Raw genomic sequence first — 13,043 nt, forward strand, 5'->3', positions numbered from 1 at the left:
GGCGACCCTGCTATAAACGGATTCGGAGCGCTCGCCTTGTCCCACCCCAAACGGACCACCCCCACCCGACCCGCCGCCATGCTCAAGCAGATGCCCCCCGCCCATCCTTTCGACGACGACAAGCTGCATGAGGAATGCGGCGTCTTTGGCGTTGTGGGGGTGAGCGATGCGGCGAATTTCGTGGCGCTTGGCCTGCATGCCCTGCAGCACCGCGGACAAGAGGCGGGCGGCATTGTCAGCCACGATCCCGCCGAGGGGTTCAATTCTGTGCGCCGCTTTGGCTATGTGCGCGATAATTTTACCTCGCAAAGCCTGATGCAAACCCTGCCCGGGCCGCTGGCCATCGGGCATGTGCGCTACTCCACCGCCGGATCGAAGGCCGCCGTGATCCGCGATGTGCAGCCGTTTTTCGGCGAGTTTTCCATGGGCGGCGCGGCGATTGCCCATAACGGCAATATCACCAATGCCAATGCGCTGCGCCGCGAACTCATTGAACGCGGGTCGATCTTCCAATCCTCCTCGGACAGCGAATGCATCATCCACCTGATGGCGCGCAGCTTGCAGCGCAACATTCCCGAGCGGATGGAAGACGCCTTGCGCCGCGTTGAAGGCGCGTTCTCCGTTGTCGCCATGACCCGCACCAAGTTGATCGGCGTGCGCGACCCTCTGGGCGTGCGGCCTTTGGTTTTGGGCAAAGTTGCGGAAGGATGGGTTTTGTCATCGGAGACCTGCGCGCTCGACATCATCGGCGCCGAATATGTGCGCGACATCGAGCCGGGCGAGATGGTGGTGATCTCGGAGCAAGGCGGGGTCGAAAGCGCCTTTCCCTTCCGGCGCCGCAAATCGCGGTTTTGCATTTTCGAACATGTCTATTTCTCGCGCCCCGACAGCGTGATCGGCGGGCGCAGCGTTTATGAAACCCGCCGCCAGATCGGCGTGGAGCTGGCCAAAGAGGCCCCCGTCGAGGCGGACCTTGTGTGCCCCGTGCCTGACAGCGGCACCCCCGCGGCCATCGGGTTCAGCCAAGAGAGCGGCATTCCCTATGCGATGGGCATCATCCGCAACCAATATATGGGCCGCACCTTCATCGAGCCGACCGAACAGATCCGCAACATGGGCGTGCGCCTCAAGCTCAACGTCAACCGCGCACTGATCAAGGGCAAGCGGGTGATTTTGGTCGATGACAGCGTCGTGCGCGGCACCACCAGCCGCAAGATCAAGGATATGATTTTGGACGCGGGCGCCGCCGAGGTGCATTTCCGCATCGCCTCGCCGCCCACCGCATGGCCGTGCTTTTACGGCGTCGACACGCCCGAGCGCGAAAAGCTTCTGGCCGCGACGATGAACGAGGACGAGATGCGCGACCATCTGGGCGTCGACAGCTTGCGCTTTATCTCGCTGGACGGGCTTTACCGCGCGGCCGGTGCGCCGGACGGGCGCGACAATGCCAGCCCGCAATATTGCGATGCCTGTTTCTCGGGCGAATACCCCGTGGCCCCCTCCGATATGATCGAAAAGGGTTTCGAAACAAAGACGGCCGCCGAATGAGCCTTCTGGACCTCGATAGCCGCTGGAAACGGTTCAACGACACGGGGCGCGCCTGCCCCTGCTGCGGCGAGACGTTTTCGGGCATTTTCGATCTGGGCTATGCCCATCCGTCCGATTGGCCGCACGCAGGCCCCGATGAGGGCGGCGAAGTGGTCGAGGGCGAGGACCGGCTCAATGCCGATCTGTGCCGCCATGCGGGGCGCTATTTCTTGCGCTGCGTGATGATGATCCCCGTGCAGGGCAGCGACGAACATTTCGGCTTTGGCCTTTGGGCGCAGGTCTCCGAAGAGGTGTTTCGCAACTATCTGGGCACCTATGACGACCCGCCCGCAGATTTTCGCGGCGGCAACGGGCTTTTGGCCAATGTCCTGCCCGGATTTACCGACGAAGACATGGTGCCTTTGGTCCTCGCGCCGGTGAGCGGCGATGAGGCCACGCGCCCCTTGGTCATGGCCGAGGCCGGCGCCTTGCATGAGGCGCAGACCCAAGGCATCAGCTTTGACCGGCTTTTGGACATCTACGCCGAGGCGGGCCGCGACATTCGCCCGCATCTGACGCAGGATTGATCGCCGCGCGGCAGGGCGGATTGCCGCGGCGCGCCCGCGCGCCGCAAAGGGCGCGTTGACAATCGCGCCGCGCCGCGCCAAACCGCGCATATGACAGATCAAATCGCCCTCATCACCGGCGCCTCGCGCGGCCTTGGCGCCGCATTGGCCGAAGCGCTTTGCACCAAATACCATATCGTCGCCGTGGGCCGCACCACGGGCGCGCTTGAGGAATTGGACGACCGTATCCAAGCCAAGGGCGGCAGCGCCACGCTGGCCCCGATGGATATCACCAATCCCGACGCGATGGCGCAGCTTTGCCGCTCGATCTATGACCGCTGGGGCTCGGTCGCGCTTTGGGCGCATACGGCGGTCCATGCCGCGCCTTTGGCCCCTGCGCAGTTTCTCGACGCCAAGGATTGGGAGAAATCCGTCGCCTGCAATGTCACCGCGACGGGGCAACTGATCCCCTTTATCGCGCCGCTTCTGGGCGAGGACGGCACCGCGCTTTTCTTTGACGATGCGCGCGGCGGCAGTAAATTCTTTTCGGCCTATGGGGCCAGCAAGGCGGCGCAAATCGCCTTGGCCAAAAGCTGGCAGGCCGAAAGCGTCAAGACCGGCCCGCGGGTCGAAATCCTCACCCCCGCGCCTTTGGCCACCGCCACCCGCGCAAGGTTCTTTCCGGGCGAGGATCGCGCGCCCTTGGCCAAACCCATCGACGAGGCCGCGCGGCTTTTGGCGCAGCTGGGGCTGTAAGCCACGCGCGCCCGCCGCGCCGCGCGCCGCATAGCCAATCACCAAAGGGGCGGTGCTTTCGCCCCAAAGGGGCGGTGCTTTTGCCCCACAGCGCGGGCGCATTTTTCGCCGCGCGCCGCGCAATGCTTGCCCCGCGCGCGCCGCTCCCTTAGACAGTGATAAAAAGGCAAACCGCCGCCGCGCGCCGCGGATCACAACAGGGCAATCGGGGCATCAGGGCACAACATGCGCATTCTCATCACCAACGACGACGGCATCAACGCACCGGGCCTCAAGACCATGGCGAAAATCGCCGAGGAACTGGCGGGGCCGCAGGGCGAGGTCTGGACCGTGGCGCCCGCCTTTGAACAATCCGGCGTCGCCCATAAGATCAGCTACACCCATCCGATGATGCTGGCGCAAATGGGCCCGCGCCGCTTTGCCGCCGAAGGCTCGCCCGCCGATTGCGTTTTGGCGGGGCTGCATGAGGTGTTGCGCGGGCAAAAGCCCGATCTGATCCTGTCGGGGGTCAACCGCGGCAATAACTCCGCCGAGAACGCGCTCTATTCGGGCACCTTGGGCGCGGCGATGGAAGGCGCGCTGCAAGGCATTCCCTCTTTCGCCCTCTCGCAATATTACGGCCCCAAGAATTTCGAGGCCAAAAACCCCTTTGAAGCCGCCGAACAGCACGGCGCGGATGTGGTGCGCAAATTGCTCGCCGCGATCCCCAAGGCCGATGAAAACGCCGATTACCGCCTGTTCTTCAACATCAATTTCCCCCCCGTCGCCGCCAAGGATGTCAAAGGCACCCGCATCGGCGCCCAAGGGTTTCGCCGTCACACCCATTTCGGGGTCGAGCCGCATATGTCGCCTTCGGGGCGCAAGTTCCTGTGGATCAAGGGCGGCGACCAACAAATCCCGACCCATGCGGGCACCGACGCCGCGCTCAATCTGGAGGGGTTCATTTCGGTCACGCCGATGCGCGCCGATCTGACCGCCCATGACGCGCTTGACCATTTCGGCGCGGCGCTATGAGCCGCCCGCCCCTGCCTTTGTCTTCGGCGCAGATGCACGCAGGGCGCGCCGAACATCACCAAGCGCCCGGCGCGGGCACCGTCGCCCATAGCTTGCCGCTGCAATCCGAAGATGCCCCCGCCTCCGAGGCCGAGCGCAAGATGCAGTTTCTCTATGCGCTGCGCTCCAAGGGCGTCACCGACAGCGCGGTTCTGGGCGCGATGGAGAAAATCGACCGCGGCCCCTTCATTCGCGGCATCTTTGCCGAACGCGCCTATGAGGATATGCCCCTGCCCATCGCATGCGGCCAGACGATCAGCCAGCCTTCGGTCGTCGGCCTGATGACCCAAGCGCTCGAGGTCAGCCCGCGCGACAAGGTGCTCGAGGTCGGCACCGGATCGGGCTATCAGGCCGCGATCCTCAGCCAGCTTGCCCGCCGCGTCTATACGGTGGACCGCCACAAGCGGTTGGTCGCCGAGGCGCGCGCCGTCTTCGAGGCGATGGATCTGGTCAATATCACCGCCTTTACCGCCGATGGCAGCTTTGGCCTGCCCGATCAGGCCCCCTTTGACCGCATCATCGTCACCGCCGCCGCCGAGGACCCCCCCGGCCCCCTCTTGGCGCAGCTCAAGATCGGCGGTATCATGGTGGTGCCCGTGGGCCAATCGGACACGGTGCAAAGCCTGATCCGCGTGCGCCGCCACGAGGGCGGGTTTGACTATGACGAATTGCGCCCCGTGCGCTTTGTGCCCCTGCTCGAAGGGCTGGGGCGCGACGGCTGAGCGCCGCACAAACAGACAGCCCGATCCCATACGGGCCGCAGACAGTGAAAGCCCCGCAAACGTCAATAAGGGGCAAGCAAAGGCCAAAATGGCCGGTGAGTGAGGATATCGAGATGACCCATGTGCCCCAATCGTGGCCCGATCCGCGAAAATCTTTGCGCGCTGCCGCGCTGCTCGGGGCGGCCTTTTCTTTGGCCGCTTGCGAAGGCGGGCTGGACCTCGACCTGCGCGGCAATTTCGGCAATGCGATGAGCACCGCAGAGGCGGCCAAAACCGCCACCGCACAGCGCCCGCGCCCCGATGATCGCGGCATCCTCTCCTATCCCAATTACCAAGTCGCCGTGGCCAAACGCGGCGATACGCTGGCCAGCCTCGCGGCGCGCATCGGCACGGATGCGGGGGCGCTGGCCAAATTCAACGGCATCCAGACCGGCGACAAGCTGCGCGAGGGCGAGATCGTCGCCCTGCCCAGCCGTGTGGCCGAACCCTCGCCCGCCACCGGCGCCAGCGGCACCGGACCCTTGCGCCCTGCGGTGGACATCTCGGCGCTTGCGGGCGGGGCCATCGACCGCGCGGGCGCCGCGCAGGTGCAAACCTCGACCCTGCCCTCCGCCGCCTCCGCGCCCTCCGCGCCGCCCCCCGTCGTCGCCCCGAACGAGAGCGCCGTCGAGCCGACCCGCCACAAAGTCAAACGCGGCGAAACCGCCTTTACCATCTCGCGGCTCTATGGCGTCTCGGTGCGCAGCCTGTCGGAATGGAACGGGCTGGACAGCAAATTCACCGTGCGCGAGGGGCAATACCTGTTGATCCCCGTGGCCGAGCAATCCGCCCCGCAGGCACAAAAAGTCGCCAAACCCGGATTTGGCAACCCCTCGCCGACACCGACCCCGCCAAGCGCCGTCAAACCCTTGCCGGAGGAGAAAACCCTGCCCGCCGCGCAGGCCGCCGCCGAGGCCGCCAAAGCCGCGCCCGATCTGGGCAAGACCCAAACCAAAGCCGCCACCAGCGCGCGGCTCACCTATCCGGTCAGCGGCAAGATCATCCGCGAATATACCAAGGGCAAATCCGACGGCATCGACCTCTCGGCCGCCGCGGGCACGCCGATCAAAGCCGCCGATGCGGGCACCGTCGCCGCCATCACATCGGATGCGGACCAAGTGCCGATCATCGTGATCAAACACGCGGGCGGGCTTTTGACCGTCTATGCCAATGCGGGCAATATCACCGTCAAAAAAGGCGATAGCGTCAGCCGAGGCCAGAAGATCGCCAGCCTGCGCGCCGATCCGGCCAACTATGTGCATTTCGAAGTGCGCAAGGGCTTTGAAAGCGTCGATCCGCTGCCCTACCTGCAATAGGGCGGCAAGCCCTTGAAATCACGGCGAAATCGGCAAAGATCCGCGCGCGGGGCCATCGGCGGAAAATGGCTCAAGTTGACCTAGGGGCAAGAAATCCGCCCCGCGTTAACCTTTTTGCCACATTTTCGCCATGTTTCTGATCGATAAACACAGTGTTTCCGTTGCGTAAAGCGCCCTTCGACAGGTTAGAAGCGCCCCCACCACTGTGGTGCCTCTCATCCCCCCTTTTGAAGTGTCTACGCAATGGGTGTGTCTCGGAGCATCCCCCCGAACATGCCCGCATAAAGTCAGGATCAGTGGTCGGCGTGCTCTCTCGCGCCGGACGCTTCCTCCCACGAGGGGCCTCTTGCCCTTATGCGCGTCGCGGTCCTCCACTGCGGCGCGCAAGTGTTTCGAGGGGGTCCGGTCAAATGGGTCTGACCAAAGGGTCTGGCCAAAGCGTCTGGCGCCCCGCCCCTAGCGGCGGATCGCCACGCCCTTGCGCCCTGCCAGATCGGTGACGAATTGCCATGCCACGCGGCCCGAACGCGCCCCGCGCGTCGCTTGCCATTCGATCGCCTCGGCGCGCAATTCGTCTGGCGCCACCTCGATCCCGTAGGCGGCGCAATAGCCGTCAATCATCGACAGGTATTCGTCCTGATCACACGGATGAAAGCCCAGCCACAGCCCAAAGCGATCCGATAAAGAGACCTTTTCCTCGACCGCCTCGCCGGGGTTGATGGCCGAACTGCGCTCGTTCTCGATCATGTCGCGGGGCATCAAATGGCGGCGGTTCGAGGTGGCATAGAACACCACATTCTCGGGCCGCCCCTCGATCCCGCCATCCAGAACCGCCTTGAGGCTCTTGTAATGCTGGTCGTCATGGCTGAAGGACAGATCGTCGCAAAACAGGATGAACCGCGCATCCGCCCCGCGCAAGAGCGCCAAAAGCCGTGTCACCGAGGGCAGGTCCTCGCGCTGCAATTCAACGATCTTGAGCGCCTCGCCGCGCGCCAGAACCTCGGCATGCACAGCCTTGACCAGCGAGGATTTGCCCATCCCCCGCGCGCCCCACAAAAGCGCGTTATTGGCGGGCAGGCCGCGGGCAAAGCGCAGGCTGTTGTCCAAAAGCGTATCGCGCGCGCGGTCCACCCCGACCAAAAGGCTCAAATCCACACGGCTAACATCGGGAACGGGGGCCAAACGGTCGGGATCGACATGCCAGACAAAGGCCTCAGCTTCGCTAAAATCGGGGGCGGGCTGCGGCGCGGGGTGCATCCGCTCCAGCGCCGCCGCGATCCGCTCCAGCGGGTCAGTCACGCTTGTCCCCTCCGGCGTCCGCGCCGTCCAGATCATCGCCCTGATCATCCTCGTCCTCGTCGAACTCGGCCATCAACGGATCATCGAACTCTTCTTCGTCCTCGTCGTCATAATAACCCTCGGCGCGCAAACGCTCTTCGCGCTTTCTCTCGACGCGGCGCACCAAGAGGATCGACACCTCGTAAAGCCCGTAGACCACAACGAACAAAATCACCTGCGTGATCACATCGGGGGGCGTGACCAGAGCGGCCAAGACAAGGATCGCCACCACGGCATATTTGCGCACCCCGCCCAGCCCCTCGGCCGAGACCAGCCCCGCCTTGCCCATCAAGGTCAGCAAGACCGGCAATTGGAAGCACAGGCCAAAGGCGACGATAAATTTGATCGTCAAGGAGAGGTATTCTTGCGCCGAGCCCTGAAAGGCGATGCCCGCCGTCGCATTGGTGACCTCATCGCTCATCACGGTGCCAGCCTGTTGAAATCCGAGGAAGAAATCAAAGGCGAGCGGCGTGACCACATAAAAGGCAAAGGCGGCGCCCAAAAAGAACATGACCGGCGAGGAAATCAGGAAAGGCAAAAACGCCCCGCGCTCGTTTTTATAAAGCCCCGGCGCCACAAAGCGCCACATTTGCAGCGCGATATAAGGGAAGGACAGCATCAACCCGCCCAGAAGCGAGATCGAGATCGCGACGAAAAAACCCTCTTGCAGCTTGATCAGGATCAGCCCGCAATCGCCCTGCCCGCGTTCGGCCATGGCCGAGCACAAAGGATGGGTGAGGAAATTGAAAATCGGGTTCCAGACGGTGAAGCAGATCACCATGCCGATGATGAAGGCGACGACCGAATGGATCAGCCGGTTGCGCAGCTCGGCCAGATGTTCGATCAACGGCGCGGAGCTGTCTTCGATCTCGTCGGAATGGCTCATGGGTTAGTCCTTGGAGGCCGTGGAGGCCGTTTTCGCGGCGCTCTTTTTGGCGGCCGGTTTCTTAGCGGCGGTTTTGGCGGCAGGTTTGGCCGCCGTTTTCGCCGCAGGTTTCGCTGCGGTTTTCGTCGCCGTTTTCGTCGCCGTCTTGGCCGCTGCGGGTTTTTTCGCTGCGGGCTTTTTCGCCGCTGACGTCTTTGCGGCCGCTTTGGCCGCCGGTTTGGCGGCCGATTTAGCGACCGGTGCCGCGGGCGCATCGGTTTGCGCCGCCTCTGCGACGGCTTCGGCGGCTTTGCGATCTGTGGCCGCCTTGGCCGTGGCCTCGTGGATTTTGCGCGCTGTTGCCGCGCGCTCCTCGTCGAGCGACCCATCGGGCGACATCGGATCCCATGCTTTGAAATCCTTGGTCACATCGTCGGTGACCTCCTTGATCTTATCAAGGCCCATGGATTTGGGGTCCGCGATGTTGCGAAAACTCGTCGCGGCCTCTTTCATGCCCGACTGGTCCGCCGCATCATCCATCGCACGGGTGAACTCGCGCGCCATGCCCTTGGCCTTGCCGACAAACCGTCCGACATTGCGAAACAGCATTGGCAAATCCTTCGGCCCCACGACGATCAACGCCACGATGCCGATGAGCAAAAGCTCGGTCCAGCCCAGATCGAACATAAGCGTTTAGGCCTTGTCTTTTTCGGCCGTCGTCTCGGCAGTGCTTTCCTCGGCGGAGGCCTCTTCAAGCTCTTTGGTGCCGTCGCTGACGCCTTTTTTGAACGCGGTGATGCCCTTGCCCACTTCGCCCATCAAGGACGAGATCTTGCCGCGTCCGAACAGGACCAAAACCACAACGGCGATGAGCAGAAGGCCCGGAAGGCCGATATTGTTAAGCATGAGTAGTCTCTCCCTCGGTGGGGGCATATTGAAACGCCCCGTAAATCCATCCCATCTATCTAATCCCAAGCCCGCGCAGTTTAAAGCACCAAAGCGCCAAAGCGCCGCGATTTTATGCCGCGCAGCGCGCGCGGCGGGCGGGTCAGCCGCGCAGCGGGAAAACGAAACAGCGGTCGCGCCGGATCATCAGCCAAAGCGCCTGCCCGACCTTGGGCAAAAACACATTGGGCACCGTCGCCTTGAGGATCGATCCGTCGTGATCCATGCGAAATTCCACGAGGCTTTCGGACCCCATGAACCGCGCGCGCATCACCACGCCGCGCGCGGGCGTGCCGTCCTGCACCGTCGACAGCGGCCCGCGCCCTGCACGGTCGAAATCGATCTTGAGGTGCTGCGGGCGAATGACAATCTCCACCGCGCCGCCGTCCGGCACGCCAGGAGCGAGGAATTGACCAAAGGGAGTTTCGGTGAGAGAACCTTGAACTGTGCCGCGTATCACGTTGATATCGCTAAAAAATGCCACCGCCTCTTTGTCGCGCGGGGCGTTATAGATATTATAGGGCGCGCCTTGCTGGATGATCTTGCCGTCGCGCATCAAGGCGATCTCGTCGGCCATGCGCATCGCCTCTTCGGGCTCGTGGGTGACCAGCAAAACCGCCGCATCCTCCTCTTTGAGCACCGCCAAAGTCTCGTCGCGGATGTCGTCGCGCAGCCGGTTGTCGAGGCCCGAAAACGGCTCGTCCATCAACATGATGCGCGGACGCGGGGCCAAGGCGCGCGCCAGCGCCACGCGCTGTTGCTCGCCGCCCGACAATTCATGCGGAAACCCGTCGATAAACCGCATCAACCCCACACGGGTGAGCAATTCCTCGACCCGCGCGCGTTTTTGCTCCTTTGCGCCGGTCAGGCCAAAGGCGACGTTATCGGCGACGCTCAAATGCGGGAAGAGCGCGAAATCCTGAAACATCAACCCGATATGGCGCCGTTCGGGCGGCACGCGATACTTGGTATCGCAGATCAGCGCGCCATCGACGTAGATCTCGCCCTCGTCTTGCATCTCGACGCCCGCGATCATCCGCAACGTCGTGGATTTGCCGCAGCCCGACGGCCCCAAAAGGCAGGTCACCTGCCCGCGCGGCACGCTGAGCGAGACATGATCTACCACCGCTTTGCCATCGAAACGGCGCACCAATCCGCGCACTTCGAGGCGCGGCGGAAGGGCGGGTTTTGCTGTGGCGGCGGGGGCTTGGGTCACATATTGCTCCGGTATCCGATGAAAACCATCGGGTTTTCGCCGTTGCTATCAGCCTGCTCAAAACTGCGCAAGCCTGCCCCGCCGCCGCGCGACCCTAGGGCGCAGCGTGTAGGCTGCACGGCGCAGCTCCCCTAAAATGCGCGCGCCTTCACGGCGCGGCCCCCATTTATGCGCGCGCCTTCACGGCGCGCGACGCATCCCCAGCAGCACGCTGGCAAATCCCGCGATCAAGACCGCGATGCAAATCGCCAAAAGCTGCTCGTATTTATGCCCCTCGGGCAGCATCTGCGCCACCGCAGGCACGGCGCGAAAGAAATAGGCCAAAGCGCCCAAGATCGCCGCCATAAACGCCCCCGCGAACCCCGCGCGGCTGACCGGCCGCCCGATGACCAGCCCGACGATCAACACGGGCGTGAGGAACATCGAGGCCGTGCCGCTGACCGCCACGGCGTCGAACAAGGTCTGGTTGCCCCAAAGCGTCAAAACCGCCCCCGCCGCCATGAACACCGCCATCGCACTGCGCCCGCCGCCGAGGCTGCGCGGGGCGAGCTTCCATTCCTCGACCACCAGCCGCGCCGCCGAAGCCAGCGCCGAATCCAGCGTGCTGAGCGCCGAGACCAGCAAAGACAGCATCAAGGCGGCAAAGACCCAAACCGGCAGGATTTGCGCCCATGTGCCAAGCAATTGCCCCTCATAAGCCGCGCCCTCGATCCCCGCCTGAATGCCGAAAAACCCAAATCCGATGATCAACAGCGTCGAAATCCAGAATGCATGCACAAAGGAGGCCCGCGTCGTGGCGCGATCTGCGATAAATCCGCGGTCCATCATCACCGGATCATGGGCCGGATATGAGAAGACCTGTAGCAAGGCCACCGCCATCAGCACCCAGCCGTTATAAGACCCCGACGTGCCCTGCGCGCTCAAAACCGCGCCCAAGGAAAACCTGCTATCGGTGATCAAAAAACCGAAAGCGAGGATGAAAACCACAAGGAAAACAAGCATCTGCACCACATCCGTGCGCAGCGCCGCGCTCAACCCGCCCCATGCGGAATAGGCCAGACCGACCAGCGCCACCAAGACAATCGCCCATGTTTGCGAGCCGGGCAATACGGCGGCAAAGATCAATCCGACAACGATCAGATTGGCGAACACCTCCGACAAAAGCCGCAATCCGATCACCGCATTATAGCCGCCCGTGCCGATGCGCCCGAACCGCGCGCCAAGCCAGTCTTGCACCGACATCGCGCCGCTGTCGCGCAGCCGCCCGACGATAAACCCGCCGGTCAGAAACGAGCCGTAATAGGCCGCATAGGCCAAGGTGCCCGCGATCCCGTAGTAATAGCCCAAAATCGCCGCATTCATCAGCGAACGGGCAAAAATCCACGTGGTCACTTGGCTCAGAACCAGAACCCACAACTGCGGCGCGCGCCCGTCCGTATTGGCCCCGCCGAAAAACCCCTCGATGCTGGCGCGGCGCGGCGCGGCCAAAAGGCTCGCCGCGATGATGGCGGCAAATATCGAAACAATGGCAATGGCTTGCATGGGGGTCCTCTCCTGTCTTTCCCGCGAAATCGGGTTTTGACTGCGCTAGCAAGCGCGCGGCCCCATGCCCATGAAAAAATCGCCGCCCCACGCGTTTGTGATGGGCGCTGCGGCGCGCGTGATCACGGCGCGCGCGCGGCGCAAAGGCGCAGGGCGGCGGCTTTGCAAAGCAGATTTGCAACGGCTTTGCAAACCGCGCCCGCCCTGCCGCCGACCCCCGCCACCAACCCTGCCGCCGACCCTGCCATCAAACCTGCCAGTGCCGAGACGCCGCCTAAAGCGTGGCGTTGGTCGCCCCGCCATCAAGCAACACATTCTGACCGATGATAAATCCCGCGTGCTGCGAGCATAAAAACGCGCAGGTCGCGCCGAATTCCTGGCGCGTGCCATAGCGCCGCGCGGGGATCGAGGCTTCGCGCTGTGCCTTGGCCTCTTGCGCGGTGATGCCTTGCGCCTTGGCCACGCCCGCATCCAAAGACACCGCGCGGTCGGTCGCATGGATCCCCGGCAAGAGGTTGTTGATCGTCACGCCCGATCCGGCCACTTGACGCGCCGTGCCCGCCACATATCCGGTCAACCCCGCCCGCGCCGAATTGGACAGGCCCAGCACCGCAATCGGCGCTTTGACCGATTGCGAGGTGATGTTGACGACGCGGCCCCATCCTTTGTCCATCATCGACGGCAGCAGCGCTTTCATCAAGGCAATCGGGGCGAGCATATTGGCATCGAGCGCCTTGATAAAATCGGCGCGCTCCCAATCCGACCACATCCCCGGAGGCGGGCCGCCCGCATTTGTCACAAGAATATCAACTCCTTGCGCCGCCTCCAGAACCGCCGCCTGCCCCTCGGGCGTGGTCAAATCGGCGGCGACGGTCACCACATTTACGCCGTAGCTCTTGCGAATCGCATCGGCCGACGCCTCCAGCGCCTCGGCCCCGCGCGCGTTCATCACCAAATCCACCCCCGCTTCGGCCAAAGCCTCGGCGCAGCCAAGGCCCAGCCCCTTGGAGGAGGCGCAAACCAGCGCCCGTTTGCCTTGAAGTCCCAAATCCATCGCGCATCTCCTCATGCTCGCGCGGCGCATCTGCCGCAATTTCAGGCGCCAGCTTGCACCAGCCCCGCCGCGCGCGCCAGCAAAAGACCGGCCCGTTGACCCGA

At 63.7% G+C, this 13,043-nt stretch carries 13 protein-coding genes; 6 read left to right on the plus strand and 7 right to left on the minus strand.

Annotated features, from left to right (window positions below; all coding sequences use genetic code 11):
• Positions 1-90 precede the first annotated feature (90 nt).
• From purF to ABWV64_RS02335, 6 genes are all read left to right on the plus strand, one after another.
• Positions 91-1,548, plus strand: coding sequence for an amidophosphoribosyltransferase (purF, locus tag ABWV64_RS02310; protein WP_353344466.1), 1,458 nt, complete (start codon positions 91-93; stop codon positions 1,546-1,548).
• The gene (locus ABWV64_RS02315; RefSeq protein WP_353342661.1) at positions 1,545-2,114 is read left to right on the plus strand and encodes a DUF2199 domain-containing protein; all 570 of its coding nucleotides are present in this window, start codon (positions 1,545-1,547) and stop codon (positions 2,112-2,114) included. The genes purF and ABWV64_RS02315 overlap by 4 nt, the downstream gene beginning before the upstream one ends.
• Before the next feature lie 90 nt (positions 2,115-2,204).
• On the plus strand, positions 2,205-2,849 hold the full coding sequence (locus ABWV64_RS02320) for an SDR family oxidoreductase (RefSeq protein WP_353342662.1): 645 nt from the start codon (positions 2,205-2,207) through the stop codon (positions 2,847-2,849).
• A gap of 225 nt (positions 2,850-3,074) precedes the next feature.
• Positions 3,075-3,863, plus strand: coding sequence for a 5'/3'-nucleotidase SurE (gene surE, locus ABWV64_RS02325; RefSeq protein ID WP_353342663.1), 789 nt, complete (start codon positions 3,075-3,077; stop codon positions 3,861-3,863).
• Positions 3,860-4,624 carry a protein-L-isoaspartate(D-aspartate) O-methyltransferase gene (locus ABWV64_RS02330; RefSeq protein WP_353342664.1) on the plus strand — a complete coding sequence of 255 codons (765 nt, stop codon included), beginning with the start codon at positions 3,860-3,862 and terminating at the stop codon, positions 4,622-4,624. Before surE ends, ABWV64_RS02330 begins: the two co-directional genes overlap by 4 nt.
• A 113-nt stretch (positions 4,625-4,737) precedes the next feature.
• Complete coding sequence (locus tag ABWV64_RS02335) at positions 4,738-5,979, plus strand: LysM peptidoglycan-binding domain-containing protein (RefSeq protein ID WP_353342665.1); 1,242 nt, start codon at positions 4,738-4,740, stop codon at positions 5,977-5,979.
• A 456-nt stretch (positions 5,980-6,435) separates the two neighbouring features.
• Here the strand turns inward: ABWV64_RS02335 and ABWV64_RS02340 are convergent, their stop codons facing one another.
• The 7 genes from ABWV64_RS02340 to ABWV64_RS02370 all read right to left on the minus strand — a co-directional run bounded on the left by ABWV64_RS02340 (position 6,436) and on the right by ABWV64_RS02370 (position 12,939).
• Complete coding sequence (locus tag ABWV64_RS02340; RefSeq protein ID WP_502902634.1) at positions 6,436-7,236, minus strand: ATP-binding protein; 801 nt, start codon at positions 7,234-7,236, stop codon at positions 6,436-6,438.
• A 34-nt stretch (positions 7,237-7,270) separates the two neighbouring features.
• A complete protein-coding gene (gene tatC / locus ABWV64_RS02345) occupies positions 7,271-8,203 on the minus strand; it encodes a twin-arginine translocase subunit TatC (RefSeq protein ID WP_353342667.1) in 933 nt (310 codons plus the stop codon).
• Positions 8,204-8,206: 3 nt separating this feature from the next.
• Positions 8,207-8,869: a Sec-independent protein translocase protein TatB gene (gene tatB / locus ABWV64_RS02350; protein ID WP_353342668.1), complete on the minus strand. Its 663-nt coding sequence runs from the start codon at positions 8,867-8,869 to the stop codon at positions 8,207-8,209.
• Positions 8,870-8,875: 6 nt separating this feature from the next.
• Positions 8,876-9,088: a twin-arginine translocase TatA/TatE family subunit gene (locus tag ABWV64_RS02355; protein WP_353342669.1), complete on the minus strand. Its 213-nt coding sequence runs from the start codon at positions 9,086-9,088 to the stop codon at positions 8,876-8,878.
• Between the two features lie 142 nt (positions 9,089-9,230).
• Positions 9,231-10,343 carry an ABC transporter ATP-binding protein gene (locus ABWV64_RS02360; RefSeq protein WP_353342670.1) on the minus strand — a complete coding sequence of 371 codons (1,113 nt, stop codon included), beginning with the start codon at positions 10,341-10,343 and terminating at the stop codon, positions 9,231-9,233.
• Positions 10,344-10,523: 180 nt separating this feature from the next.
• A complete protein-coding gene (locus tag ABWV64_RS02365) occupies positions 10,524-11,885 on the minus strand; it encodes a sodium:proline symporter (protein WP_353342671.1) in 1,362 nt (453 codons plus the stop codon).
• A gap of 274 nt (positions 11,886-12,159) precedes the next feature.
• The gene (locus ABWV64_RS02370; RefSeq protein ID WP_353342672.1) at positions 12,160-12,939 is read right to left on the minus strand and encodes an SDR family oxidoreductase; all 780 of its coding nucleotides are present in this window, start codon (positions 12,937-12,939) and stop codon (positions 12,160-12,162) included.
• Positions 12,940-13,043: the final 104 nt, after the last annotated feature.

The organism is Litorivita sp. NS0012-18, from assembly GCF_040371945.1.
Lineage (GTDB): Bacteria > Pseudomonadota > Alphaproteobacteria > Rhodobacterales > Rhodobacteraceae > Litorivita.

Bases quoted from the DNA above. Each gene is read 5' to 3' on its own strand.
- ABWV64_RS02335 (WP_353342665.1), top strand. From the start codon at position 4,738: ATGACCCATGTGCCCCAATCGTGGCCCGATCCGCGAAAATCTTTGCGC.
- ABWV64_RS02320 (WP_353342662.1), top strand. From the start codon at position 2,205: ATGACAGATCAAATCGCCCTCATCACCGGCGCCTCGCGCGGCCTTGGC.
- ABWV64_RS02370 (WP_353342672.1), bottom strand. From the start codon at position 12,939: ATGGATTTGGGACTTCAAGGCAAACGGGCGCTGGTTTGCGCCTCCTCC.
- ABWV64_RS02340 (WP_502902634.1), bottom strand. From the start codon at position 7,236: ATGCACCCCGCGCCGCAGCCCGCCCCCGATTTTAGCGAAGCTGAGGCC.
- tatB (WP_353342668.1), bottom strand. From the start codon at position 8,869: ATGTTCGATCTGGGCTGGACCGAGCTTTTGCTCATCGGCATCGTGGCG.
- ABWV64_RS02315 (WP_353342661.1), top strand. From the start codon at position 1,545: ATGAGCCTTCTGGACCTCGATAGCCGCTGGAAACGGTTCAACGACACG.
- tatC (WP_353342667.1), bottom strand. From the start codon at position 8,203: ATGAGCCATTCCGACGAGATCGAAGACAGCTCCGCGCCGTTGATCGAA.
- surE (WP_353342663.1), top strand. From the start codon at position 3,075: ATGCGCATTCTCATCACCAACGACGACGGCATCAACGCACCGGGCCTC.
- ABWV64_RS02355 (WP_353342669.1), bottom strand. From the start codon at position 9,088: ATGCTTAACAATATCGGCCTTCCGGGCCTTCTGCTCATCGCCGTTGTG.
- ABWV64_RS02330 (WP_353342664.1), top strand. From the start codon at position 3,860: ATGAGCCGCCCGCCCCTGCCTTTGTCTTCGGCGCAGATGCACGCAGGG.
- purF (WP_353344466.1), top strand. From the start codon at position 91: ATGCCCCCCGCCCATCCTTTCGACGACGACAAGCTGCATGAGGAATGC.
- ABWV64_RS02365 (WP_353342671.1), bottom strand. From the start codon at position 11,885: ATGCAAGCCATTGCCATTGTTTCGATATTTGCCGCCATCATCGCGGCG.